Source organism: Bradyrhizobium sp. SZCCT0153 (genome assembly GCF_018129995.1).
In the GTDB taxonomy this organism is placed as follows: Bacteria; Pseudomonadota; Alphaproteobacteria; order Rhizobiales; family Xanthobacteraceae; genus Bradyrhizobium; species Bradyrhizobium japonicum_G.
In genome coordinates this window covers 271,711-296,965 of record NZ_JAFCKS010000003.1, presented here as the reverse complement: position 1 = coordinate 296,965, position 25,255 = coordinate 271,711, and the positions used below count along the sequence as shown (strand labels likewise).

The 25,255-nt window shown below is 65.1% G+C and carries 23 protein-coding genes; 9 read left to right on the top strand and 14 right to left on the bottom strand.

All coding sequences use genetic code 11. The annotated features are described in order from the left end of the window. Positions 1-40: 40 nt before the first annotated feature. Positions 41-1,015 (top strand): YiiX/YebB-like N1pC/P60 family cysteine hydrolase, encoded by a 975-nt coding sequence (locus JQ572_RS15115; protein WP_211383828.1) that lies wholly within the window; start codon positions 41-43, stop codon positions 1,013-1,015. 34 nt (positions 1,016-1,049) lie between these two features. Here JQ572_RS15115 and JQ572_RS15110 read toward each other — a convergent pair whose 3' ends face one another. Continuing rightward, complete coding sequence (locus JQ572_RS15110; protein ID WP_092027570.1) at positions 1,050-1,325, bottom strand: metal-sensitive transcriptional regulator; 276 nt, start codon at positions 1,323-1,325, stop codon at positions 1,050-1,052. A gap of 50 nt (positions 1,326-1,375) precedes the next feature. Between JQ572_RS15110 and JQ572_RS15105 the strand changes: the two genes are divergently transcribed. Next, positions 1,376-3,814, top strand: coding sequence for a heavy metal translocating P-type ATPase (locus tag JQ572_RS15105; RefSeq protein ID WP_211383827.1), 2,439 nt, complete (start codon positions 1,376-1,378; stop codon positions 3,812-3,814). Between the two features lie 54 nt (positions 3,815-3,868). Further along, a complete protein-coding gene (gene nikR, locus JQ572_RS15100) occupies positions 3,869-4,315 on the top strand; it encodes a nickel-responsive transcriptional regulator NikR (RefSeq protein WP_211383826.1) in 447 nt (148 codons plus the stop codon). A 63-nt stretch (positions 4,316-4,378) separates the two neighbouring features. Here the strand turns inward: nikR and JQ572_RS15095 are convergent, their stop codons facing one another. Both JQ572_RS15095 and JQ572_RS15090 read right to left on the bottom strand, forming a co-directional pair. After that, positions 4,379-5,326, bottom strand: coding sequence for a hydroxymethylglutaryl-CoA lyase (locus tag JQ572_RS15095; protein ID WP_211383825.1), 948 nt, complete (start codon positions 5,324-5,326; stop codon positions 4,379-4,381). Then, positions 5,323-6,495 (bottom strand): CaiB/BaiF CoA transferase family protein, encoded by a 1,173-nt coding sequence (locus JQ572_RS15090; RefSeq protein WP_211383824.1) that lies wholly within the window; start codon positions 6,493-6,495, stop codon positions 5,323-5,325. Before JQ572_RS15090 ends, JQ572_RS15095 begins: the two co-directional genes overlap by 4 nt. Before the next feature lie 105 nt (positions 6,496-6,600). Between JQ572_RS15090 and JQ572_RS15085 the strand changes: the two genes are divergently transcribed. The 4 genes from JQ572_RS15085 to JQ572_RS15070 all read left to right on the top strand — a co-directional run bounded on the left by JQ572_RS15085 (position 6,601) and on the right by JQ572_RS15070 (position 12,508). After that, complete coding sequence (locus tag JQ572_RS15085) at positions 6,601-7,533, top strand: LysR family transcriptional regulator (RefSeq protein ID WP_211383823.1); 933 nt, start codon at positions 6,601-6,603, stop codon at positions 7,531-7,533. Positions 7,534-7,769: 236 nt separating this feature from the next. Continuing rightward, the gene (locus tag JQ572_RS15080; RefSeq protein WP_211383822.1) at positions 7,770-9,203 is read left to right on the top strand and encodes an MFS transporter; all 1,434 of its coding nucleotides are present in this window, start codon (positions 7,770-7,772) and stop codon (positions 9,201-9,203) included. A 453-nt stretch (positions 9,204-9,656) separates the two neighbouring features. Beyond that, positions 9,657-11,684, top strand: coding sequence for a S8 family serine peptidase (locus JQ572_RS15075; protein ID WP_211383821.1), 2,028 nt, complete (start codon positions 9,657-9,659; stop codon positions 11,682-11,684). Between the two features lie 83 nt (positions 11,685-11,767). Beyond that, the gene (locus JQ572_RS15070; RefSeq protein ID WP_211383820.1) at positions 11,768-12,508 is read left to right on the top strand and encodes a sulfate transporter family protein; all 741 of its coding nucleotides are present in this window, start codon (positions 11,768-11,770) and stop codon (positions 12,506-12,508) included. A gap of 7 nt (positions 12,509-12,515) precedes the next feature. Here JQ572_RS15070 and JQ572_RS15065 read toward each other — a convergent pair whose 3' ends face one another. The 3 genes from JQ572_RS15065 to nth all read right to left on the bottom strand — a co-directional run bounded on the left by JQ572_RS15065 (position 12,516) and on the right by nth (position 16,125). After that, a complete protein-coding gene (locus JQ572_RS15065) occupies positions 12,516-14,144 on the bottom strand; it encodes an MFS transporter (RefSeq protein ID WP_211383819.1) in 1,629 nt (542 codons plus the stop codon). Further along, positions 14,131-15,267 (bottom strand): HlyD family secretion protein, encoded by a 1,137-nt coding sequence (locus JQ572_RS15060; protein ID WP_211383818.1) that lies wholly within the window; start codon positions 15,265-15,267, stop codon positions 14,131-14,133. The genes JQ572_RS15065 and JQ572_RS15060 overlap by 14 nt, the downstream gene beginning before the upstream one ends. A 63-nt stretch (positions 15,268-15,330) precedes the next feature. Further along, positions 15,331-16,125, bottom strand: a complete 795-nt coding sequence (gene nth, locus JQ572_RS15055) for an endonuclease III (protein WP_211383817.1) — start codon at positions 16,123-16,125, stop codon at positions 15,331-15,333. 22 nt (positions 16,126-16,147) lie between these two features. Between nth and JQ572_RS15050 the strand changes: the two genes are divergently transcribed. Both JQ572_RS15050 and JQ572_RS15045 read left to right on the top strand, forming a co-directional pair. Next, positions 16,148-16,666 (top strand): DUF2244 domain-containing protein, encoded by a 519-nt coding sequence (locus tag JQ572_RS15050; RefSeq protein ID WP_211383816.1) that lies wholly within the window; start codon positions 16,148-16,150, stop codon positions 16,664-16,666. 54 nt (positions 16,667-16,720) lie between these two features. Continuing rightward, entirely contained in the window at positions 16,721-17,617 is an 897-nt protein-coding gene (locus tag JQ572_RS15045; RefSeq protein ID WP_211383815.1) for a methylated-DNA--[protein]-cysteine S-methyltransferase, read from the top strand. 113 nt (positions 17,618-17,730) lie between these two features. On the opposite strand, the gene JQ572_RS15040 is transcribed toward JQ572_RS15045, so the two are convergent. From JQ572_RS15040 to dnaK, 8 genes are all read right to left on the bottom strand, one after another. Further along, on the bottom strand, positions 17,731-18,354 hold the full coding sequence (locus JQ572_RS15040) for a 2,3-bisphosphoglycerate-dependent phosphoglycerate mutase (protein WP_211383814.1): 624 nt from the start codon (positions 18,352-18,354) through the stop codon (positions 17,731-17,733). A gap of 19 nt (positions 18,355-18,373) precedes the next feature. Further along, a complete protein-coding gene (gene dapB, locus JQ572_RS15035; RefSeq protein ID WP_211383813.1) occupies positions 18,374-19,189 on the bottom strand; it encodes a 4-hydroxy-tetrahydrodipicolinate reductase in 816 nt (271 codons plus the stop codon). A gap of 210 nt (positions 19,190-19,399) precedes the next feature. Next, on the bottom strand, positions 19,400-19,711 hold the full coding sequence (locus tag JQ572_RS15030) for a DUF1330 domain-containing protein (protein WP_211383812.1): 312 nt from the start codon (positions 19,709-19,711) through the stop codon (positions 19,400-19,402). 97 nt (positions 19,712-19,808) lie between these two features. Then, complete coding sequence (gene pyrF, locus JQ572_RS15025; RefSeq protein WP_211383811.1) at positions 19,809-20,522, bottom strand: orotidine-5'-phosphate decarboxylase; 714 nt, start codon at positions 20,520-20,522, stop codon at positions 19,809-19,811. 6 nt (positions 20,523-20,528) lie between these two features. Further along, the gene (locus JQ572_RS15020) at positions 20,529-21,107 is read right to left on the bottom strand and encodes an NADPH-dependent FMN reductase (RefSeq protein WP_211383810.1); all 579 of its coding nucleotides are present in this window, start codon (positions 21,105-21,107) and stop codon (positions 20,529-20,531) included. A 58-nt stretch (positions 21,108-21,165) separates the two neighbouring features. After that, positions 21,166-21,765: a class I SAM-dependent methyltransferase gene (locus tag JQ572_RS15015; RefSeq protein ID WP_211383809.1), complete on the bottom strand. Its 600-nt coding sequence runs from the start codon at positions 21,763-21,765 to the stop codon at positions 21,166-21,168. A gap of 93 nt (positions 21,766-21,858) precedes the next feature. Continuing rightward, on the bottom strand, positions 21,859-22,989 hold the full coding sequence (gene dnaJ, locus JQ572_RS15010; protein WP_211383808.1) for a molecular chaperone DnaJ: 1,131 nt from the start codon (positions 22,987-22,989) through the stop codon (positions 21,859-21,861). 251 nt (positions 22,990-23,240) lie between these two features. Then, the gene (dnaK, locus tag JQ572_RS15005; RefSeq protein WP_063198803.1) at positions 23,241-25,142 is read right to left on the bottom strand and encodes a molecular chaperone DnaK; all 1,902 of its coding nucleotides are present in this window, start codon (positions 25,140-25,142) and stop codon (positions 23,241-23,243) included. Positions 25,143-25,255 lie beyond the last annotated feature (113 nt).

Below are 25,255 nucleotides of genomic sequence, written 5' to 3'. Positions count from 1 at the left end.
GGAAAAAGGTGGCCGGAAAAGGCCGCGGGGGGAGTTTGAAATGGGGACGGTCCTGGATTCAGTCGGCAAGCTGATTGCCGCGTACCTCTCGAAGGAGGTGCCGGGCTACGAGCCGTTCACGCCGAGCGACCCGGAGCACCTGCGCGGCGTCATCGAACCCGGCGACGTGCTGCTGGTCGAGGGCAACAACCGCATCTCCGGCATCATCAAATATCTGACGCAGTCGACATGGTCGCATGGCGCGCTCTATGTCGGCCCGATCGAGGGGGCGCAGGAACCCGACGGCGAGCCGCACGTGCTGATCGAGGCCAATATCGGCGAAGGCGTCACCTCCGCGCCGCTGTCGAAATATTTTCCCTATCACACCCGCGTTTGCCGTCCGGTCGGGCTGTCCTACGAGGACCGCACCACCGTCTGCCGCTATGCGATCAACCGCATCGGCTTCGGCTACGACACCAAGAACATCGTCGATCTCATGCGCTTCCTGTTTCCGCTGCCGATCCCGCAGCGCTGGCGGCGCCGCATGATCGCGATCGGCTCGGGTGATCCCACCAAGATCATCTGCTCGGCGCTGATCGCGCAGGCGTTCGACGCCGTGCGCTATCCGATCCTGCCGAAGATCACCAAGGCCGGCAGCCGCGCGGCCCGCCGCGAGATCCTGCACATCCGCGATTCCTCGCTCTACATGCCCCGCGACTTCGACATCTCGCCCTATTTCGAAGTCGTCAAACCCACCATCGTGCACGGCTTCGACTACACAGCCCTGCACTGGGCCGACAAGCAAAAGCCGCTCGAGGAGGTAGCAGGCTCATTCGGGGTGTTTCCAGAAACGATCAGTGCGCCGCCGCTCGTTCCTGAAGCGGTTGACGAAGCGGCGCAAGATGAAATTCCGGCTGAGGAAGTAATGAGCGAAGCGGCGGCGGAGATGGCCGTCGCTTTCTCAGAGCATTTTGTGCTGCTCACCGAGCTCGCGATCTACCGCGCGCGGGGACGCGCGCAGGAGATGGCGGCGTAGCCGTCCTCGCTCCACCGTCGGCAATGACGGCAACCTACCGCTCCGCCCGACCGATCACCGCCATCAGCTCCGCAATCTTCTCGCGCTGATCGGCCTTGTCGCCGCTTGATATCGCGTGCTCGACGCAATGGGCGACGTGGTCCTTCAAGACCTCTTCCTCGACCCGGCGCAGCGCGGCGCGCACCGCCGAGATCTGCGTCACGATGTCGATGCAGTAGCGGTCATCCTCGACCATTTTCGAGAGGCCGCGAACCTGCCCTTCGATCCGGCCGAGACGTTTTCCGACAGATGCCTTGATGTCCTTGCGCATGCCGCCTATATACCCCCCTAGGGTATAAATTACAAGGCTGGAGCGAGGCAATGAACGACACCGAGCACGGGCACCATCACCAGTCGGAAACACCTTCCGGATGCGGCTGCTCCGCCAAGCCTGTTCCACCCGCCGACAAGCCCGCGGCTTCCTCCTGCTGCGGCGGGCACGGCGATCATGCCGGCCACGGCGCCGCTGCCGCAAAAGTCCGCGATCCCGTCTGCGGCATGACGGTCGATCCTTCGACCTCGAAGCACCGGTTCGAGCATCACGGCGAGACCTTCCATTTCTGCTCGGCCGGTTGCCGCACCAAATTCGCCGCCGATCCCGCCAAGTACCTCGCCAAGGACAAGGCGAGCGAGCCCGAGATGCCCGCGGGCACGATCTACACCTGCCCGATGCATCCGCAGATTCGCCAGGTCGGACCCGGAAGCTGCCCGATCTGCGGCATGGCGCTGGAGCCGGAGGTGGCGAGCCTGGAGACCGGCCCCAACCCGGAGCTTGCCGACATGACGCGGCGGCTCTGGATCGGCGGCACGCTGGCGCTGCCGGCCGTGGTGCTGGAGATGGGCGGCCATCTCGCGGGTCCGCACAACTGGATCGACCAGACCCTCTCCAACTGGATCCAGCTGGTCTTCGCCACGCCCGTGGTGCTGTGGGCCGGCTGGCCGTTCTTCGTCCGCGGCTGGCAGTCGCTGCTGACGCGCAACCTCAACATGTTCACGCTGATCGCGATGGGCACCGGCGTCGCCTACGTCTACAGCCTGATCGGCACGCTCGCGCCGCAGATCTTTCCTGCCAATTTCCGCGCCCATGAGGGTGCGGTCGCCGTTTATTTCGAAGCGGCCGCCGTCATCACCGTGCTGGTGTTGCTCGGACAGGTGCTGGAGCTTCGCGCCCGCGATGCGACCTCGGGCGCGATCAGGGCGCTGCTCCAGCTCGCGCCGAAGACCGCACGCCGCGTCGATGCCGACGGTGGCGAGCATGAGGTCGAGATCGAGACGCTCCACGCCGGCGATCGTCTGCGCGTTCGTCCGGGCGAGAAAGTGCCGGTCGACGGCACCATCCTGGAGGGGCGCTCCTCGCTCGACGAGTCGCTCGTGACGGGCGAATCCATGCCGGTCACCAAGGAGAGCGGCGCAAAAGTCATCGCCGGCACGCTCAACCAGTCGGGCGGCTTCATCATGCGCGCCGACAAGGTCGGACGCGAGACGCTGCTGTCGCAGATCGTGCAGATGGTCGCGGACGCGCAGCGCTCACGCGCGCCGATCCAGCGGCTGGCCGATCAGGTCGCCGGCTGGTTCGTGCCGACCGTCATTGCCGTTGCCATCGCGGCCTTTGCGGCCTGGGCCTGGTTCGGCCCGGAACCGCGGCTCGCCTTCGGTCTCGTCGCCGCCGTCAGCGTTCTGATCATCGCCTGCCCCTGCGCGCTTGGCCTTGCGACCCCGATGTCGATCATGGTCGGGGTCGGCCGCGGCGCGCAGGCGGGCGTGCTGATCAAGAACGCCGAGGCGCTGGAGCGGATGGAGAAGATCGACACGCTGGTCGTCGACAAGACCGGCACCCTGACCGAGGGCAAGCCCAAGGTCGTCGCGATCCTGCCTTCGGCTGGATTTGCGGAAGATGACATCCTCCGCATGGCTGCCAGCATCGAGCGCGCCAGCGAGCATCCCCTGGCCGACGCCATCGTGCGCGCGGCAAAGGAGAAGCAGCTCGCCCTTGGCGAAGTCGAGCAGTTCGATTCGCCGACCGGCAAGGGCGCGACCGGCAAGGTCGACGGCAAAACCATCGTGCTCGGCAATGCGCGATATCTGACATCGATCGGCATCGATACCAAAGCGCTCGACGCCGAGGCCGAGCGCCTGCGCGGCGACGGCGCCACGGTGATCAACATGGCCGTCGACGGCCGGCTCGCCGGCCTGTTCGCGATCGCCGATCCCGTCAAGGCTTCGACGCCGGAGGCGCTGAAGGCATTAGCTGCCGAAGGCATCAAGGTCATCATGCTGACCGGCGACAATCGAACCACGGCGGAAGCGGTGGCGCGCCGGCTTGGCATCGCCGAGGTCGAAGCCGAGGTGCTGCCGGACCAGAAGAGCGCGGTGGTGACAAGGCTGCAAAAGGCCGGCCGCATCGTCGCGATGGCCGGAGACGGCGTCAACGATGCCCCGGCGCTGGCCGCGGCCGAAGTCGGCATCGCCATGGGCACCGGCACCGACGTGGCGATGGAGAGCGCGGGCGTCACCCTGCTGAAGGGCGACCTCATTGGCATCGTGCGCGCGCGAAAACTGTCGCAGGCGACGATGAGCAATATCCGGCAAAATCTGTTCTTCGCCTTCATCTACAACGCGGCCGGCATTCCGATCGCCGCCGGCATCCTCTATCCGTCGTTCGGCATCCTGCTGTCGCCGATCATCGCCGCAGCAGCGATGGCGCTGTCCTCGGTCAGCGTGGTCGGAAATGCGCTGAGGCTGCGCGCGACGCGGCTGTGAGGGTCGCAAAATCCGTGTAAAACAGCTCCATTCGGCGTACGCGGAGAAGACCTGATGCAGCGGATTACGATCACGATCGAGGACGATCTCCTGGCGGAGATCGACGCGGCGGCCGAAGCGCGCGGCTACCAGAATCGCTCCGAGATCATCCGCGATCTCGCCCGCGCCGGCCTGCAGCAGAGCAGTGAGGATACCGCGCAGACCGGTTCTTGCGTCGCCGGCCTCGTCTATGTCTACGACCACGCCGCGCGCGATCTGTCGAAACGACTGGTGCAGGAATTCCACGGCCACCACGACCTCGCGCTGGCAACGCTGCACGTTCATCTCGACGACAACAATTGCATGGAGATGACCGCCCTGCGCGGCGACGCCGGCGAGGTCAGGCATTTCGCCGACCACATCATCGCCGAACGCGGCGTGCGCTACGGGCGCGTGGTGATGATCCCGACGGGGGATGGCAAGCAGGCGAAGGTGCGCAAGCACGGGCATCGGCATGAGTAGGTCGAACTGACAGCACGGTCCACTTCCCCTCTCCCCCTGCTTGCGGGAGAAGAGAAGAAAACCTCACGCCGCCTTCGCCGCGGTCCCGCCCGGCAGGCCCGCCCGCGCGATGCCGCCGTACAGCGCCTCGTTCGGCATTTCCTCGCGCAGGATCCTGCGCACCGCGATCAGCTTCTCGAGATCGATGCCCGTCGCAAAACCCTTGCTCTCGCAGAGGAACACCAGGTCCTCGAACACGACGTTGCCGGTTGCGCCGGGCGCGAAGGGGCAGCCGCCGAGGCCGCCGAGCGAGCCGTCGAGGATACGGACGCCTTCGTCGAGCGCGGCCGCCGCATTCGCAATGCCCATGCCGCGGGTGTCGTGGAGATGGATGCAGATCGGCTTTGGTCCCGCGAGCTTAACCGCAGCGCGCGTCAGCTCGGCCACCTGTTTCGGCCCGGCATAGCCGACGGTATCGGCGATCGCGACGAAGTCGACGCCGGCCTCAAGGCATTTGTCGACCAAGCGAAGCACCTCTGCAGGATCAACCGCACCGGTGATGGAACAGCCGAGCGCCATCGAGATCGCGGCATTCACCAGCGGCTTGTGGGAGCTCGCATCGCGCATGTCGCAGAGACGTTTCACATTGGCGATCGCGGATTCGCGCGAGCGGTGCGCATTGGCCTGGCTGTGCTCTTCCGTGGCCGAGACCACCGAGGCGATCTCGCCGACGCCGGATTGCAGCGCCTCGTTCACCCCGCGCTCGTTCAGGGCGAGCGCGATGCCATGCGCGCCGGGCAATGCCGCGACGGTCGCGACGACGTCGCGGACATCGACGAATTGCGGAAAGGTCTTTGCCGGCAGGAACGATCCGACCTCGAAATGCCGCACGCCGGCGGCATATTCCTCTCGGACCCAGCGCTGCTTGGCGCCTGTCGGCGGAATTTTCTTCACGAGCTGGAGCCCGTCGCGCAGACCCACTTCGCGCAGGCTGACGCGGTCTGCGGGGTAGATCTCCTGAATCCGGCTCATGCGCGCCTCCCTGTTTTTGACGTGACGTCTTGATCGTCGATCTCGGCGCGAACCGTCGCGGTGTCGGCGCCGAGCGGCGCGACCTTCAGGCCTTCGCCGATGTTGCGGCCGTTCCACTCGATCGGCAGCGCCGGCACCCGGAACGGTTTGCCGTCGGCGGTGACATTGTTGACGAGCCCGCCCGGCCGCAGCACATGGGGATCGGCAAAGAGATCCTCGGGCCGATTGATCGGCGAGAAGCAGATGTTGAGCGCATCGAGCTTCTCGGACAGCTTCGTCACGTCCCACTGCCTCACCACCTCTGCGGCGCGCGGAATGATCCGCCCGCGCGCGAGGATGCGATCGGTCGTGGTGCGCAAGGCGGGATCATCGAGAAACTCGGCCAGGCCAAATTCGCGGCAAAAGCTCCGCCAATGGCCTTCGGTGACGACGCCGATGAAGATGCGCTCGCCGCCGGCGGTCTCGAAGATGTCGTAGATCGGCCAGGCGTGCTCGCGCTCCGGCATCGAGCGCGGCTTGTTGCCGGTCATCTCGTATTCGACCATGTGCTGGGCGACCAGGAACAGGCAGTTCTCGAACAGGCCGATGCGGATGTCGGCGCCGTCACGTTTGCCTCCGCGCTTCTGGTAGAGCGCCGCGAGGATCGCGATCACGCCGAACATGCCGCCCATGATGTCATTGGCGGACGAGCCGACGCGCTGCGGTTTTTCCTTGGTGCCGGTCATGGCCGCGAGTCCCGACATCATCTGCACGACCTCGTCTAGCGCAGGGCGATGCTCGTAGGGGCCGGACAGGAAACCCTTGTGGCCGGCGATGATCAGATGCGGATGAAGGCGGCGCAATTCGTCCGCGCCAAGTCCCTGCTTCTCGAGCTGGCCGTCGCGGAAATTCTCCAGGAACACATCGGCGCTCGCGAGCAGCCGGTGCATGGTGTCGCGATCATCCGGCTGCTCGAAATCCAGCACCACGCTGCGCTTGCCGCGGTTGAACAGCGGAAAGAACGCGGTGCCCATGCCGCCAAGGGAGCGGGTCTTGTCGCCCGCGGGCGGCTCGACCTTGATCACCTCCGCGCCCAATTGGGCGAGGATCATACCGCAGGTCGGGCCCATGACCATGTGGGTCATCTCGACGACGCGCACGCCTGCAAGCGGCAGTCCGGTCTCGGCCATGCGTGTCTCCCTGTTCGTCCATCCCAAAGACTAGGCCTTCACAAGCCATCTGAAAAATATAATCTATCGAAGATTATCTTCACGATTATAGAACGCTTTTCTGCCATGGATTCACGCCAGCTCCGTTATTTCATCGCCGTCTACGAGCAGCGGAACCTGTCGCGTGCGGCCGACCAGGTCAATGTCGCGCAGTCCGCGCTGAGCCATCATATTTCGAACCTGGAGGCCGAGTTCGCAACGCCCCTGTTCGAGCGCAAGTCGCGCGGCATGGAGCCGACCGCGGCCGGCGAGCGGCTCTATGAACACGCGCGCATCATCCTGCGTGCGATGGCGGAGGCCGAGACCGAGGTGCGCGAGGGCGCTCGCGTCATTGCCGGCGACATCTCGATCGGCATGGCAAATTCCGGCGTCAAGGCGATCGGCGTCGAGCTGATGCGCACGGTGCTCACCAAATATCCCAAGCTCAAGATGTCGCTCACCGAGAGCCTGTCGGGCGCGACGCTGATGCATCTGATGGTGTCCAATGTCGATCTCGCGCTGGTCTACAATCCGCCGTCGGAGAAGGAGCTGATCACGGAAGCCGTGCTCGAAGAGGAGATGTTCCTCGTCGGCATTCCAAAACTGGTCGGCAAGAGCAAGGCGCCGATCCGCTTCGAGGAGCTGAACCGGCTGCCGCTGATCCTGCTTCGCTACGGTCTCGGCCTGTCCTCGCGCGCGCTGCTGGACGATCCGGTGCTGCTCAAGCGGCTGGAAGGCGGCGCCATCCTGCACGCCAATTCGATCACAGGCATGACCGGCGCACTGGTGGAAGGACTGGGCTGCACCATCGCGACAAAGCTGTTCGCACGGGAGGAGCTCGCGGCGGGCCGCCTGGTCGCGCGCGAGGTGATCGAGCCGAAGCTGACCCGCACGCTCTATCTCTGCCGCCTGCGCAACCGCCCGATGACCTATGCCATGGAGGAGATGCGTCGCCTGATGCTGGCGCTGATCGCCGGGCAGGTGCGCAGCGGCGGCTGGCAGGCGACGCTGGCGGAGTAGACACGATGGTGCGCTCCCTCTCCCGCTTGCGGGAGAGGTAAACGGGTTCGCGCCGCCGAGCGTCTGTCCTGCCTCTCATTAGCCGAGTTCGAAAATCTCGAACGCTTCCATCGATATGTTCGTCTGGATTTCTGGCTCGCGGACGCCAACATGGCCGCGATCCGGCAGAGCTTCAGCAAGAAAGCCGCCGGGAACCAGAGCCGCACGCAGATGCGCGCTCTTCCGGGGAGGATTTCATGAGCGTTGTCGGCATCGGCACTGGCTTTGAGCTCGGCACCGCATCCGCGGCACCGGACGAAATCTCGCAGCGCCTGGAGGCAATGCCCGGCTCCGCTTACGTCTGGCGCCTCGTCGTCCTGCTCTCGCTCGGCGGCTGCTTCGAGATCTACGATCTGTTCCTCACCGGCTATATCGCGCCGGGCCTCATTCGCAGCGGCCTGCTCTCCACGACGACGCAGGCCTTCTTCGGCTTCTCCGGCATCGGGGCTTTCGTCGCCGCGACCTTTGCCGGCCTGTTCGTCGGAACCTTCTTTCTCGGCTTTCTGGCCGACCGCTTCGGCCGCCGCGCGATCTTCACCTATGCCCTGCTCTTCTATACCGCGGCATCCGTGATCATGGCCTGCCAGACCTCCCCGGAAGGCCTGCTGTTCTGGCGCTTCCTCGCCGGCATCGGCATCGGCGTCGAGGTCATCACCATCGACGCCTACATCACCGAGCTCGTGCCGAGCCGGATGCGCGGCCGCGCTTTCGCGGTGAACCAGTCGATCATGTTCATCGCCGTGCCCGTCGTCGCCTTTCTCGCCTGGTGGCTGGTGCCGCTCGCGCCTTACGGCATCGACGGCTGGCGCTGGGTGGTGCTGATTGGTGCGGCCACCAGCATGATCGTCTGGGTGCTGCGACTGTTCCTGCCCGAAAGCCCGCTCTGGCTGGCGCGGCACGGCCGCGCCGAGGAGGCCTATCGCATCCTTGCAAGACTCGAACTGGCAAGGCTTGGAGCCGCCGGCGGAAACATTGCTCCGGCGCGACCGGCGCCGCCGCCCGCACCGCTGGCCACGCGCTCGGCCGCGGACGTCGGCTTCGCCGACCTGTTCCGCCCGCCTTATCTCTCGCTCGTCGTCCTCTTCATGGTGTTCAACCTCTGCCAGGCCTTCGGCTTCTACGGCTTCGCCAACTGGGTGCCGACGCTGCTGGTGGAGAAGGGCATCAACATCACCAAGAGCCTGCAATATTCCTTCATCGTCGCCTTCGCCTATCCCATCGCGCCGCTGCTGGCGTCGAGCTTTGCCGACAAATTCGAGCGCCGGTGGATCATCGCCGGAGCCTGCGTCGCCATCATCGTCTTCGGCATGGCGTTCGCGCAGCTGACCGAGCCCGTACTGCTGATCGTCTGCGGCGTGCTGCTGACGGCCTGCAACACGACGATGTCCTACGCCTATCACGCCTACCAGACCGAGGTGTTTCCGACCCAGATCCGGGCGCGCGCCTCCGGCCTCGTCTATTCGATGAGCCGGCTGAGCGCGACGTTCTCGGGCTTCATCGTCGCCTACATGCTGAAGGAGGCCGGCGTCACCGGCGTGTTCGGCCTGATTACCGCGGCGATGCTGATCGTGGTGATCGCCATGGCGCTGTTCGGCCCGAACGTGCGCGGCAGGCCGCTGGATACGGTGTGACGTTCCGCACGTCATGGCACTCAGCTGGTGCCGCGGTCGTCGTGCCGATGCCGTTGAGGAAGATCCGATAGCCGGCGGCGGGATCGGCGTCGCCGAGCTTGCCACGACGTGCTCCGCCTGCGGCCGGAAGACGGATTGTCGCGCCTCAACTCTAGGTGTAGTCTGAAGTCTGGATTGGTTCAGATACTGCGCGCCTTTTTTCCAGAACTGCCTTTATTGAACGACGGAACCGTCTGCGGCCCGAACCGGCACGTGATCGGTCAATAGCCCCGACCCATTCGACACCAATAAATTCGATCTAGGATTGTAACCGCCGGCCGACTTGGCCGACCAATGAAAGACGCTTGTCGAAGTCAAGCTGCGGAGACGCGTATCGCGGCGTGGCCTCGAGCCGGCGCTTTTGCCATCGCGGACAACAAAAACGGATGATGATTCAGGGAGAGCAGAACGGCCATGGCACAGATCACGATCAACGGCATCACGATCGATCCTTCGGCTCCGCATGCGGAACGCGCAGCGCTCTCGCTGGATCATGCTAATGCGAAGGAATCTGACTACATCATCGTGCAGACCAACCAGCCGCTCAATGCCGAGCGCAGAAAGCAGCTTGCCAAGGCGGGCGCCAAGATCCTGGAAGCCGTCCCGGGCAGCGCCGTCATCTGTCACTTTCCGGCGTCCGGGCTCGACAAGGTCCGGAAGCTGCCGTTCGTGACGTGGGCAGACGTTTATCCGGGCATCGTAAAGATCGCGCCGGCGCTGCGAAATCTGGACACTCAACCCGGCGGGGTCGCCGCGGCGCGCGCGCTTGCCGCAAAGCCGGCGGCGCTCGATCGCACCAGCGTGACCGTCGACGTCATGCTCCACCGCAATATCGGCGTGAAGGCCGCCGCAAAGGCGATCGCTGAAGCGGCGCATGTGCATCTCGACGACGTCGTCCCGGGCACCGCCAAGGTGCGCGTGACGCTGAAGATGCGCCGTCTTGCCGACGTCGCGGCGCTCGACGAGGTCCGCAGTGTGGAGAAGGTGTTTCCCCGCAAGCTGTTCAACAACATCGCGCGGGGAATTCTTCGCGTTCCCGCGGCGGCGCCGGGCAATGGTGGCGAGGGCACCGGCGAGATCATCGCGATCGCCGATACCGGTTTCGACAAGGGATCGACCACGAACACGCACCCGGCCTTCAAGGGGCGCGTCAAGAAGCTCTATGCGCTCGGCCGTCCCGGACGCAAGGACGATCCGGACGGCCACGGCACTCATGTTGCGGGTTCTGCCCTGGGCGACGGCGTGTCGAAGAGCGACGGCCCGATCCGCGGCACCGCTCCCGGCGCCAAGCTGGTCCTGCAATCCGTGCTCGACAGCGGCGGCAATCTCGGCGGCCTGCCCGACAGCCTCGATGCGCTGTTCGGCCCGCCCTACAAGTCCGACAAGGCGCGAATCCATTCCAACTCCTGGGGCAGCGTCGGAAACTTCGGCGTATACGACTCCCAGGCCAACGAGCTCGACACGTTCGTCTATGCGCATCGCGACATGCTGATCTGCTTCGCCGCGGGGAATGAAGGCAGCGACAAGGATGGCAACGGTCAGGTGGACCCCAACTCCGTGACACCGCCCGGTACGGCCAAGAACTGCCTCACCATCGGCGCCTGCGAGAACAATCGCCCCAACCAGACCATGACCTACGGAGCGGCCTGGCCACACGATTTTCCAGCCACTCCCATTCGATCCGATCGCGTGGCCAACAATCCCGAAGGGATGGTGGCGTTCAGCAGCCGGGGACCCACCAACGACGAACGCATCAAGCCCGACGTCGTGGCGCCGGGATCGTTCATCCTGTCAGCGCGCTCCCGCACCACGCAATCGGAGGGATGGCAGCTCTCGAAGGACCCGCTCTACATGTTCGAGGGCGGCACCAGCATGGCAACCCCCCTGGTCGCCGGGTGTGTTGCCGTGGTCCGGGCGTTCCTGAGAAAGAGCCACGGACTGAAGTCGCCGAGCGCGGCGCTGCTCAAGGCGCTCATCATCAACGGAGCACGCAGTCTTGCCGGACAATACAATCCGTCGGAGGCCGGCTCCGTCGCAAACAACAGTCAGGGCTTCGGCCGGGTCGACGTCCAGGCCGTGGTCGGCCCGCTCGCTGCGAAGGAAACCTTGCAGTTCTTCGACGAGAAAAAGAAGCTCGACGCCGGCGACCGCGAAGACCGCACGGTGACGATCCCCGCGGGAGGCCGTCGCCTGAAGATCACGCTGGTCTGGACCGATCCGCCCGGCGAAGGCCTGCAAAGCGACCTCGACCTCGTCGTGGTCGCCAACAAGCAGGAACGTCACGGCAACATGCCGGCCGGCTCGACGGATTTCGACCGCAGGAACAACGTGGAGCAGGTCATCTTCGATAATCTGCCGCCCGGCGAAGCCGTGATCTCCGTCATCGCGCATTCCATCGCCCTCGCGCCGCAGAATTATGCCCTCGTCATCAGGGTGAGCTAGAGCGTTCCCGGAAGGCTCGGCCTCTTGCTGAACCTTCCGGGTATGTCTACCTCTCGCGGGTGGTTTTCCCGAGAGGTACTCCCATGCTGGATGCCGCCGTCAAGGCGCTGTCGCAAATGATCTCGCCGCCGATGCGCTCGATCCTGTGGCGGTCGATCGGCGTCGCACTGGTGCTGATCATCGTGCTGGCGATCGGCCTGCAGCGGCTGCTCAGCTGGTTTGCGACCTATGGCGAGGTCTGGCTCGAAGGCCTGCTCGGTCCCGGCTGGCACGGCTCGCTCGAGGTCCTGGCCTGGATCGTCTCGATCGCGGCGGGCCTTGGCGTCGTGTTCGGCGCAGTGTTCCTGATGCCGGCGATCACCTCGCTGGTGGCGAGCCTGTTCGTCGACGACGTCGCCGACCATGTCGAGCGCGAGCATTATCCCGCCGAGCGTCCCGGCGTCGCGCTGCCGGTCGGCCAGGCGATCTACGAGGGCGTCAAGACCGCATTGTTGACCATCCTGGTCTATCTGATCGCGCTGCCCTTCGTGTTCCTGGCCGGCGCCGGTTTCCTGATCTTCTTCCTCGCCACGGCCTGGCTGCTGGGACGCGAATATTTCGAGCTCGCCGCGATGCGCTTCCGCTCGCCGGAGGAAGCCAAGGCGATGCGGCGCGACAATGCCGCGACCATCTTCGCTGCCGGCCTGATCATCGCGGCCTTCGTCTCGATCCCGATCGTCAATCTGGCGACGCCGATCTTCGGCATGGCCTTCATGGTCCACATGCACAAGCGGCTGTCGGGTCCACGGCCCGAGCTGATCGAGCCGGCACGGCAGATGCGGTGACGCTGACTTAAGTCACCTGCACTCCAAATTTGCGCAACAGCATCCTGGCGAAGCCGAACGGCGCCGGCGTGAACGGGCCGGGCGGCGCGCGGGTGAGCAGCGCGATGCAGCCGAGCGCGGCCATCGCCACCCAGAAGCACAGCCAGAACCCGTCGATATAGGCGAGCACATTGGCCTCGCGCTGGACCAGGCCCGCGAGCGTGCCGACCGCGCGGGCCTGCGCCGAGCCCGCACCATGGGCCGCGAAATGGTCGGCGAGCTGCTTCAGCATGCGAACCACATCGACATCACCGACGCCGAGATTCTGGCCGAGATAGAAGGAATGGGCCTGCTCGCGGACGCGCAGCCACGTCCCCATCAGCGCCACGCCGATCTCGGCGCCGCCGAGCCGCATGATCTGGATATAGGCGGCAAAGGAGGTCGCGCGGCTGGGATCGGAGTTGGACAGCAGCGTGATGATCAGCGGCAGCAGGGTCAGCGACTGCCCGATCGCCTGCAGCAGCACGATGCCGGCGAAATCCTCGCGCGCCCAGTCATGGCTGAGCTGCGTGCCCCAGAGATTGGCGGCGGCGAAGCAGGCAAATCCCACGACCACCACCGTCCGCGTATCGAAATGCCGCAGCAGCCAGATCGAGAGCGGCACCAGCACGAGCATCGGCAACGCGCCACAGGTGAGAAGCAAAAGGCCGCTCTGCTCCGGCCTGAGCAAGGCGATGGCGCCGAGGAAATTCGGCACCAGCGAGGCGTTGGACAGGCTGGTCAGCGTATAGAGCAGGATCAGCACCAGCCCCAGGCCGATATTGCGCGAGAACAGCACGTTGACGTGCGCCCATGGCTGCCTGACCAGGGACTCGTTGACGAGGAAGCCTGCGAACAGCACCGCACCGGCGGCCAGCAACGCCATCACCGTTCCCGATCCCAGCCAGTCCAGCCGATTGCCCTGGTCGAGCCCGGCATAGATCATCGAGACCGAGGCGCCGAGCAGCAGCATGCCGCCCCAATCGGCCTCGCCAAGCAGCGTGCGATTGACCGGCTCGTTGGGCGTGCCGAGATAGACCATCAGGCCCATCAGCGGCGCGATCACGACGCTTTGCCAGTACAGCCATTGCCAGCCGAGATGGTCGACATAGAAGCCGACCAGCGAGCTCGACGTGTCCAGCGCGAAGCCGACGCGGATCGAATAGATCGAGATCGCCGGCAGCCACCAGCGGATCGGCAGATTGCGAAACACGATCATCAGCGTCGCCGGCACGAAGGTGCCGAGCAGCAGGCCATGCACGACGCTGAAAGCGAGCAGCGTCGGATAATCGTGCACGAACGGGATGATCAGCGACACGCCGGCATAGACGAGGCTGGGGATGCCGAGCACGCGGCGCAGGCCGAATACGGTGGCAAGCCAGGCCACCGCGGGCGCGATGAAGATCTGCGAGCCGATGCCGGCCGTGGAGAGCCAGGCGCCCTCGTCGAACGAGAGCGAGAAAGCGCCGCGCAGGTCGGGCAACCCGACCGTGGTCAGCCGGCTGTCGAAATTGGCGAGGAACGAGCCGAGCAGCACGGCCGCGACGGCGAACAGGGGCTGTGGCGCGACGCCACCGCGCGAGAGGGGTCCGCGGCCGGCATCGTCACTTTCCGCCATTCGCGGCCTTCGTGTCGATGCTGGTGACGACCGACATGCCCGGCACCAGCCGCGCCGTGATCGGCTGGTTGTCGTCGAGCTGGATGCGGACGGGAATGCGCTGCACCACCTTGGTGAAATTGCCGGTCGCATTGTCCGGCGGCAACAAGGCGACTTGCGAGCCCGTCGCCGGTGCGATGCGCTCGACCCTGCCGCGCAGCGTCTCACGCGGGAAACTGTCGACGGTGATCTCGACCGGCTGGCCCGGCGCCACGTGCGTGAGCTGGGTCTCCTTGTAGTTTGCGATCACGTAGACCTTGGGCAGCGGCACGACGTTGATGAGGTTGGTGCCGATGTTGACGTAGTCGCCGGGCTGCACCTGACGCTCGCCGACGACGCCATCGAACGGCGCCGCAATCTTCGTATAGCCAAGCTTGAGTTTTGCGCCCGCAAGCGCCGCCTTGGCCGCCTCGACATCCGCGGCGCGCTGCTTCCTGGTGCCCTGCAGGACTTCGAGCTGATGCTGCTGGGCGGCGATCACGGCGCGGCTCGCGCGCACGTCGGCCTGCGCCTTGGCATAGCCCGCGACCGCCTGCTCGAACCGCTGCCGCGTGCCGGATTCACTCTGCGACAGCGATTGCTGGCGCTCCTGCTCCTGTTTCGCCTCGACCTCCAGGGCTTCGGCCGAGAGCCGCGCGGCTTGCGCCTGCGCGATCGTCGCATATTGCAGCTCGACCTGATTGGCCAGATTGTCGAGCGCGGCCTGAGCGGCGGCGACCGCAGCTTCGGACTGCGCGACTTGCGCCTGATAGTCCGCAGGATCGATCTGAACCAGCAGATCGCCGGCCTTGACGCGCTGGAAGTCGGTGACCCCAACGGTCAGTACTTCGCCGGAGACGCGGCTCGCAAGCTGTGTCAGCTCGGCGCGCACATAGGCGTCATTGGTGGTCTGGATCACCGCGTTGCCGACCCATTCGTCGAAGCGCTGCGTTGCCAGCGCGACGAAGCCGAGCGCGACGATCACCGCGAACAGCGGGATCGCGAGCCGGCTCCACAGCGAGCTCGCCGGCGGCTGCGTGGGCTTCGGCGGCGGGGCCGGCGCGGCGACCGGTGATGGCGACGAGACTTGTTCCTGCTGACTCACGACATCCCTCAAAACGACTTTGCCCCCAAGCGACCTTGCCCGAACGCAAGTCTTGCCGTTACCTCAGACCGTCTTCTCCGGCCAGCGGCAGAGATCGTTGATCAGGCATACCTCGCAGCGCGGCTTGCGCGCGAGGCAAGTATAGCGGCCATGCAAGATCAGCCAATGATGGGCGTGGAGCATGAACTCTGCGGGGATCACCTTTTCGAGACCGAGCTCGACCTCCAGCGGCGTCTTGCCGGGCGCAAGGCCGGTCCGGTTGCCGAGACGGAAGACATGCGTGTCGACCGCCATGGTGTGCTCGCCAAAGGCCATGTTGAGCACGACGTTGGCGGTCTTGCGCCCGGCACCAGGCAGCGATTCGATCTCGGCCCGCGTGCGCGGCACTTCGCCGCCGAACTCGCTGAGCAGTTTTGCCGAGAGCCCGATCACGTTTTTCGCCTTGGTGCGGTAGAGGCCGATGGTCTTGATGTAGTCGCGTAAGGACTCCTCGCCGAGGTCGAGCATCTTCTGCGGCGTATCGGCGACCTCGAACAAGGCGCGCGTCGCCTTGTTGACGCCGGCGTCGGTGGCCTGTGCCGACAGCACCACGGCGACCAGCAGCGTGAACGGGTTGACGTGCTCGAGCTCGCCTTTCGGTTCCGGGTTGGCTTTGCGAAAACGGCTGAAGACCTCGTGGATCTCGGCCGGCGTCCAAGGTTTGATAGATTTGATAGAATTGGGCCTTGTCGCTTTCAGGGATTTTTTGGCCGGCGCCGATTTTTTAGCGGGAAGCTTGGGCTTCGCGACCGTTGCCGTTGCCTTTTTCTTCGGCACGGGCTTTTTGCGCGGGGCCGGCTTGCGGGTGATTTTCGCCATGATCGGGATATACTGAGGGACGATGAGCACAGGCAACGAAATTGAGCGCGACAGCGAAGTGCAGATCTTCTCCGCGCTGCTGACCCCGCACCGCTCGCTGAACCGTACCGGCTTCCTCGCCGTGATGCTGTTCCTGAGCGCCGTCAGCTTCGTCACCGGCCTCGTCTTCCTGATGATGGGGGCATGGCCGGTGTTCGGCTTCTTCGGCCTCGACGTGCTGGTGATCTGGTGGGCCTTCAAGGCCAATTTCCGTAGCGCGCGCGCCCGCGAGGAGATCGTGGTCACGACATCCGAATTGCGCGTGCGGCGCGTCAGCCATCGCGGCCAGGTCGCCGAATGGACCTTCAATCCGCTCTGGGTCCGGCTCGACACGGAAGTCGACGAGGATTTTGGCATCGAGCATCTCTATCTGATTTCGCGGGGCCGCCAGATCCAGATCGCCCGCTTTCTCGGACCGGACGAAAAGGCAAGCTTCTACAAAGGCTTGATCGAGGCCTTGAACGCCGCCAAGCGCGGCCCGACCTACAATCCGGTGACCTGAGCGCTGTCGGAAATCGGGTGGTTTCGAAGCCTCCCCTCTCCTACATTTGCGGTCATGATGACACTCGCGATACATGACCAGCGCCTGGCCAGGCCAGGCTCCCAGAACGCCGCGCTGCGCGACTATGATTCCGTGCGCCGGGCGATCGCCTTCATCTCCGAAAACTGGCGCGCACAGCCGACCATCGAGGCGATGGCGGATGCGGCCGGCGTCACGCCGGACGAGCTGCACCATCTGTTCCGGCGCTGGGCCTCGATCACGCCAAAGGCCTTCATGCAGGCCCTGACCCTCGATCATGCCAAAGGCCTGCTGCGGGATTCAGCGAGCATCCTCGATGCGGCGCTCGACTCGGGCCTCTCGGGCCCGGGCCGCCTGCACGATCTGTTCGTCACGCACGAAGCGATGTCGCCGGGCGAATGGAAGAACGGCGGCGCGGGTCTCATCTTGCGCTACGGCTTCCACCCCTCGCCGTTCGGCACGGCGATCGTGATCGCAACGGACCGCGGACTGTCCGGGCTTGCCTTCGCCGACCCCGGCGAAGAGAAGATCGCGCTCGCCGACATGACGCGGCGATGGCGGAACGCGACTTACGTCGAGGATCACGAAGGCACCGCGCCGCTGGCACAGCGCATCTTCGACACCAAGCTGTGGCGGCCGGACCAGCCGCTGCGTGTGGTGATGATCGGCACCGATTTCGAGGTGCGGGTGTGGGAGACGCTGCTGAAGATCCCGATGGGCCGCGCGGTGTCCTATTCGGACATCGCCTGCAACATCAACAGCCCGAAGGCCTCGCGCGCCGTCGGCGCCGCGGTCGGCAAGAACCCGGTCTCGTTCGTCGTGCCCTGCCACCGCGCGCTCGGCAAGAGCGGCACGCTCACCGGCTATCACTGGGGCATCACCCGCAAGCAGGCGATGCTGGGCTGGGAAGCCGGGCAGCTGGGGATGCAGTAGATTTCGTAGGGTGGGCAAAGGCGGCGCACTTCGCGCGCCGTGCCCACCATTCTTTTGCGATCGTTGATGCATGGTGGGCACGCTACGCTTTTGCCCACCCTACGGTGTCGGCGCTACCCAGCCAGATCCAGCTTCGACGCCACCGTCGAATCCGCATTCAACCGATAGATGATCGGTACACCGGTGGCGAGCTCGCGCTTCAGGATGCCTTCGGGCGACAGCTTCTCCAAGACCATGATCAATGCGCGCAGCGAGTTGCCGTGGGCGGCAACCAGCGTGCGCTTGCCGTTGAGCACGCCGGGCAGGATCTCCTGCACATAGTAAGGCAATGCCCGCGCGAGGGTGTCCTTCAGGCTTTCGCCGCCGGGCGGCGGCACGTCGTAGGAGCGGCGCCAGATCAGCACCTGGTCCTCGCCCCATTTCTTGCGGGCGTCGTCCTTGTTGAGGCCGGAGAGATCGCCGTAGTCGCGCTCGTTCAGCGCGAGGTCCTTGCTCGTCGGCAGGCCTTTCTGATCGAGCTCGCCGAGGATGAGATCGAGCGTGTGCTGCGCGCGCGTCAGCACCGAGGTGTAGGCGACGTCGAACACGAGGCCCTGCGCCTTCAGCTTGCGGCCGGCTTCCTTTGCCTCGGCCACGCCGAGCTCGGTGAGATCGGGATCCTTCCAGCCCGTGAACAGGTTCTTCAGATTCCATTCGCTCTGGCCGTGGCGCACGAGCACGAGAAGACGTTCACTCATCAACTGCTTTCCGTTTTGTTCAGATGTCGGATAGGCCGAGCACGTCGGCCATGGAGTAGTGCCCCGCCGGCTTGCCATGCGCCCACAGCGCCGCCTTCAATGCGCCATGAGCGAACAGCATGCGGTCCTCGGCCTGGTGCGACAGCGTCAGCCGCTCGAACGGGCCGAGGAAGCTCACGCTGTGATCGCCCGCCACGGTGCCGCCGCGCAACGAGGCGAAGCCGATATCGCCGGGCCGGCGCGCGCCGGTGATGCCGTCGCGGCCGCGCGCCGCATGCTCGTCGAGCGCAACGCCGCGGCCGGCAGCAGCCGCTTGGCCCAGCATCAGCGCGGTGCCCGAGGGCGCGTCGATCTTCATGCGATGATGGGTTTCGACGATCTCGATGTCGAAGCTCTGGTCGAGCGCCTTGGCGACGCGCTTGACCACGGCGGCGAGCAGATTGACGCCCAGGCTCATATTGCCGGACTGCACCACGACGGCGCGGTTGGTGACGCTCTTGATCACGGCATTGTCGGAACCCGACAAGCCCGTCGTGCCGATGACGTGGACGAGGCCGCGCTCGGCCGCGATCGCGACATTGGCGAGGGTCGCAGCCGGCACGGTGAAATCGAGGATGCCGTCAGCCTCCTTCGACATCGCCCAGAGGTCGGCCGAGAGCTTGATCCCGTTGGCCGGCAGGCCTGCGAGCACACCGGCATCCTTGCCGAGCAGCTCCGAGCCCGGCGCCTCCAGCGCGCCCGCCAGCACCGCGCCTTTGCTCTCGGCGATCGCCCGCGTCAGCGCCCGGCCCATCCGGCCGCCGGCTCCAGCAACAATCAGGCGCATGTCCGACATGGTGTGATCCTCTTCGGGGCCGTTTTAGCGGGAGGACGCAGTTCCGGCAACCGAGGGGGATCGGGCAGGGTCGCCTGCGGCCATCCTTCGAGACGCCCGCCTGCGGCGGGCCTCAGGATGAGGTCGCGTTTCGCGGCGGGATATCAGACCCTCATGGAGAGGAGCCCGCGCAAGCGGGCGTCTCGAACCATGCAGGCCTGAGATCGCGCCTCAGCCGTCTGACGGCTGCGGGCCGTCATAGCCCTCGATGATGATGAGGTCGGCGATGGAGTGCGGCTGGCGTACCTTGATGTTGGCCTGGTACTCCGGCGAGTTGTAGCAGGCGATCGCGGTGTCGTAGTCCGGGAATTCGATCACGACGTTGCGGGTGCGGCTGGCGCCTTCGACGGTGGTGAACTTGCCGGCGCGGACCACGAAGCGGCCACCCCATTTCTTGAAGATCGGACCGTTGGCGACGGCATAGGGCTTGTAGCCCTCGTCGCTGCTCACATCGACGCGTCCGATCCAGTAGCCCTTTGCCATTGTTCTTCTCCCTGTGTTGTTGTTGATCTCTATTTGAGCATGATCTGATCGGAAAACCGCTGCACACTTTGCGCTAACGCGGCCCTTCGGGTCCGGATCATGCTCCGAGCGCCTGCGCGATCTCGGCCTGGATGGCCTCGGCTATTGCCTTGGGATCGGCGGCTTCCACCACCGGACGCCCGACGACGAGGTAATCGGCGCCCGCAGTGATCGCGCGCCCCGGCGTCATGATGCGTTTCTGGTCACCGGTTGCCGAACCCGCCGGGCGGATGCCGGGGGTGACGAGGCTCATCTGGTGGCCGACGATCTTGCGCAAGGCTCCCACCTCCTCGGGCGACGACACCAATCCATCGATGCCGAGCACCTGCGCCTGCTGCGCGCGCGCCTCGACCAGCTCGGAGACGCTGAGCCGATAGCCGGCTGCATGCAGATCGTCGTCGTTGTAGGAGGTCAGCACCGTGACGGCGAGAATCTTCAGGCTGGCACTGCCGCGGCCTTCGACGGCGCCCTTCATGGTCTGCGGATAGGCATGCACCGTGACGAAAGTTGCGCCCAGCTTCGCCACGCTCTCGACACCACGCGTCACCGTATTGCCGATGTCGTGCATCTTCAGATCGGCGAACACCTTCTTGCCCTTGTCGGCGAGCTTGCCGATCAGCGGCAAGCCGCCGGCATAAGCCAGCTGATAGCCAATCTTGTAGAACGTGACGCTGTCGCCGAGCTTCGCGATCATCGCCTCCGCGGCATCAACGCTCGGCAGATCGAGCGCAACGATCAGGCGGTCTTTCGGGGCGATCTCGGCTTGCGTCATGTCACCTCACATCATGCGTTGGGAAATGTCGATCAACTGCCGCACCAGCTCCTTCAACGCGGCGATATCGCCCTCGTTCTTCAGCCTGTCCATATCGTCATAGGCCTGATCGGCAAAGGCGAGCGTGAGCTGGCTGGCAATCACATTGGCGTGGCAGGAGGTCAGGATCAGCCGCAACGCCTGCAGCGCGCGAGCAGCACCGAGCCGGCTCTGCGAGGCACCGGCGAGCGCGAAGACACGGTTGCGGAAGACGTCGCCGCGCGCCTCGTGCAGCTCATGCACCCGGCTGACCCAGTCGATTGCGTTCTTCAGCAGCGGAGGCACCGAAGCATTGTATTCGGGCGAGACGATCAGCACGCCATGGTGCGCGCCGATCATGCGCTTGAGATTGATGGCGTGCTTGGGCACGCCGGATTTGGCCTGGAGATCGCCGTCGTAGATCGGCAGCGGAAAATCGGCGAGCGAGATGCGGGTGATGTCGACACCGGCTTTCGCGAATTCATGGGCAGCGACCGCCGCCAGCTTCGCATTGTGCGAGCCGGTGCGCAGCGAGCCGGGAATGACCAGGATTTTGGGTGCGGACATCCACTTCCATGCGTTCGGCGAAACGAGCCCGCCGCGCAAACTAAGGATGCCGGCGGAATTAGTGCTTGCGATACACCCAGACGCGGGCCGGCGGAAGGTTCATCCAGATCCGTTCGGAGGCCTCTGTGGACACGCCGGGCAGCGATTTCGGGATCGGCGGCACCACCGCATAGGTGAACTGGACGAAAGGCGCGCCGGGCGCCAGCGCGGTGAAGGCGTCACGGATGAGCCGCAGCCGCGTCAGCATCGGTTTTGTGACGAGCGGCAGGCCGGAGACGACCGCGGAAGCCGGCGCGCTCAGCACGTTCCAGAGCGTGTCGCGCAGGCGATAGGCATCGCCCTGCACCACCTTGGCCTGCGGATAGCGGTCGCGCAGCAGCGCACAGAAGCCGGGATTGTATTCGACCAGGACGAGACGCTTCTGATCGACGCCGCGCTCGATCAGGGCCGAGGTGATGGCGCCGGTGCCGGGCCCGAGCTCGACCACCGGAGCGTCCGAATTGACATCGACGTAATGGGCCATGGTCCGGGCCAGCAGCTTGCCCGACGGCATCACCGCCCCCATGTGCAGGGGCTTTTCGATCCATGACCGGAGAAAACGCACCTCGTCGTCAAGACGAGGCTTCTTCAACGCACGCGCGGACGACGGCAATGGCATGTCTGGACCGGACGGGACGAGACCGCGTGACCGCGGCGTGTCAGAAAATGGTCATAAACAGGTATAGGCCGAAGGCGGTACGGTCAAGACGGCTCAATTCGCCCGATTACCGAAGAAATCCTTGACCTTGGTGAAGAAGCCCTCGGATTCCGGCTGGGTGTTGCCGGAGGAGAGCTTTTCGAACTCGGCCAGCAATTCCTGCTGCTTCTTGGTGAGATTTTGCGGGGTCTCGACCACGACCTGGACGTACATGTCGCCCATCTGGCGCGAGCGCAGCACCGGCATGCCTTTCGACGCGATGCGGAATCGACGGCTGGACTGGGTCCCGGCCGGGACCTTCACCTTGGTCTTGCCCTTCTCGATCGTCGGCACCTCGAATTCGCCGCCAAGGGCGGCCGTCACCATCGAGATCGGCACGCGGCAATGCAGATCGGCGCCGTCGCGCTGGAAGAACTGGTGCTGGGCCAGCGAAAGGAAGATGTAGAGGTCGCCGGGCGGGCCGCCGCGGACCCCGGCCTCGCCCTCGCCGGCGAGCCTGATCCTGGTGCCGTCCTCGACGCCCGGAGGAATATTGACCGACAGCGTCCGCTCGCGGGTGACACGCCCCTGGCCCGAGCAGGACGGGCAGGCGTCCTCGATCATCTGGCCGCGGCCCTGGCAGCCCGGACAGGTCCGCTCCAGCGTGAAGAAGCCCTGCGACTGCCGCACCCGGCCGGCGCCGCCGCAGGTCGAGCAGGTCTTCGGCTTGGTGCCGGCCTTGGCGCCGATGCCCGAGCAGGCCTCGCAGGTGACCGAGACCGGAATCTCGATCTGCGCGGTCTTGCCGCCGAAGGCTTCCTCGAGGGTGATTTCCATATTGTAGCGCAGGTCGGCGCCGCGCTCGCGGCCGCCGCGGCCACGTTGTCCAGCCATGCCGAACAGGTCTTCGAAAATGTCGGAGAAGGAGGAGGCGAAGCCCGCGCCGAAACCGGCGCCGCCACCGCCACCCTGCTCGAAGGCGGCATGACCGAAGCGGTCATAGGCGGCGCGCTTGTCCTTGTCTTTCAGGACCTCGTAGGCCTCGTTGATTTCCTTGAACTTGACTTCGCTGGTGTCGTCCCCGGGATTGCGGTCGGGGTGGAACTTCATCGCCAGCTTGCGGAACGACGATTTCAGGACGGAATCGTCAGCATCGCGTTCGACTTCGAGAGTCTCGTAATAGCAGCGCTTGGTGGACGTGGACATGATGAACTCGGTCTATCCAATCGCGATTCAAGTCGGAGCGAAACAACGTCGCCATGCGACGATATAAGCGCCATTCCGCCTCGCGGCAGAGGACTGCAAGGCAGCGTTCAGAATAACAACTGGGAATTGATCGATCGTAACGAGGCCAGAGCCCTGGCCTGTCGAGCCCGACACGGCGGCCTCCCCCGCGAGGGAGGAGGCCGTTAGCGCGTGTGGGGTCCAAGCCGTCCGCATCATCACCCTCTTGGGGATCAGGCGGACTTCTTGTTGTTCTTGTCGTCGTCGACTTCGGTGAATTCCGCGTCGACGACGTCGTCCTTGGCCGCGTCCTTCTTGGCGTCGGCCTCGGCCTGCTGCTTGTACATGGCCTCGCCGAGCTTCATCGACGCCTGGGCCAGCGTTTGGGTCTTGGCCTTGATCGCCTCGGCATCGTCGCCCTTCAGCGCTTCCTTGAGGTCGCTGACGGCATCCTCGATGGCGCGGCGTTCGGTCTCGGCGACCTTCGAACCGTGCTCGGCAAGCGCCTTCTCGGTCGAATGCACCAGACCATCCGCCTCGTTCTTGGCGGTCACGGCCTCGCGGCGCTTCTTGTCCGCCTCGGCATTGGCCTCGGCGTCCTTGACCATCTTCTCGATGTCGGCTTCCGACAGGCCGCCGGAGGCCTGGATGCGGATCTGCTGCTCCTTGCCGGTAGCCTTGTCCTTGGCCGAAACGTTGACGATGCCGTTGGCGTCGATGTCGAAGGTCACCTCGATCTGCGGCATGCCGCGCGGAGCCGGCGGAATGCCCATCAGGTCGAACTGACCGAGCATCTTGTTGTCGGCGGCCATTTCACGCTCGCCCTGGAAGACGCGGATGGTGACCGCGTTCTGGCTGTCCTCGGCGGTCGAGAACACCTGGCTCTTCTTGGTCGGGATCGTGGTGTTGCGGTCGATGATGCGGGTGAACACGCCGCCCAGCGTCTCGATGCCCAGCGACAGCGGGGTCACGTCGAGCAGCAGCACGTCCTTGACGTCGCCCTGGAGCACGCCGGCCTGGATCGCGGCACCGATCGCCACGACTTCGTCCGGGTTGACGCCCTTGTGCGGCTCCTTGCCGAACAGCTGCTTCACGACTTCCTGGACCTTCGGCATGCGCGACATGCCGCCGACCAGAACCACTTCGCCGATCTCACCGGCGGTGACGCCGGCGTCCTTCAGCGCCTTGCGGCAGGGCTCGACGGTCTTCTGGACGAGGTCGTCGACCAGCGCCTCGAACTTGGCGCGGGTGAGCTTCATCGTCAGATGCTTCGGGCCGGTCTGGTCCGCGGTGATGAAAGGCAGGTTGATCTCGGTCTGCGTCGTCGACGACAGCTCGATCTTGGCCTTTTCAGCGGCTTCCTTCAGGCGCTGCAACGCGAGCTTGTCGTTGCGCAGGTTGATGCCCTGCTCCTTCTGGAACTCGTCGGCCAGATAGCCCACGAGGCGCATGTCGAAGTCTTCGCCGCCGAGGAAGGTGTCGCCGTTGGTCGACTTCACCTCGAACACGCCGTCGCCGATTTCCAGAATGGAGATATCGAACGTGCCGCCGCCGAGATCGTACACCGCGATCGTGCCGGTCTTGGTCTTGTCGAGACCATAGGCGAGCGCGGCCGCGGTCGGCTCGTTGATGATGCGCAGCACTTCAAGGCCCGCGATCTTGCCGGCGTCCTTGGTCGCCTGGCGCTGGGCGTCGTTGAAGTAGGCGGGAACGGTGATGACAGCCTGGTCGACCTTCTGGCCGAGATGGGCTTCCGCGGTTTCCTTCATCTTCTGCAGGATGAAGGCCGAAACCTGCGAGGGCGAGTAGGTCTGGCCATCGGCTTCGACCCAGGCGTCGCCGTTGGAAGCCTTCACGATCTTGTACGGAACGAGCTTCTTGTCCTTCTCGACCATCGGGTCGTCGTAGCGGCGGCCGATGAGGCGCTTCACTGCGAAGAAGGTGCGCTCAGGATTGGTGACGGCCTGGCGCTTGGCCGGTTGGCCGACGAGGCGCTCACCGTCGTCCGTGACGGCGACGATCGAAGGCGTCGTGCGCATGCCTTCGGAATTCTCGATGACTTTGGCGTTTTTGCCATCCATTACGGCAACGCACGAATTCGTGGTGCCGAGGTCGATCCCGATGACCTTTCCCATGGTCCTGATATCCTTCTTTTTGCGGCAGGTTGGCTGGGCCCAGAAGGCACCCGAACCGAAACCCCCTAAGATCAAACATTCGCGATATTGCGATGGTTGACGCTCATATAGGA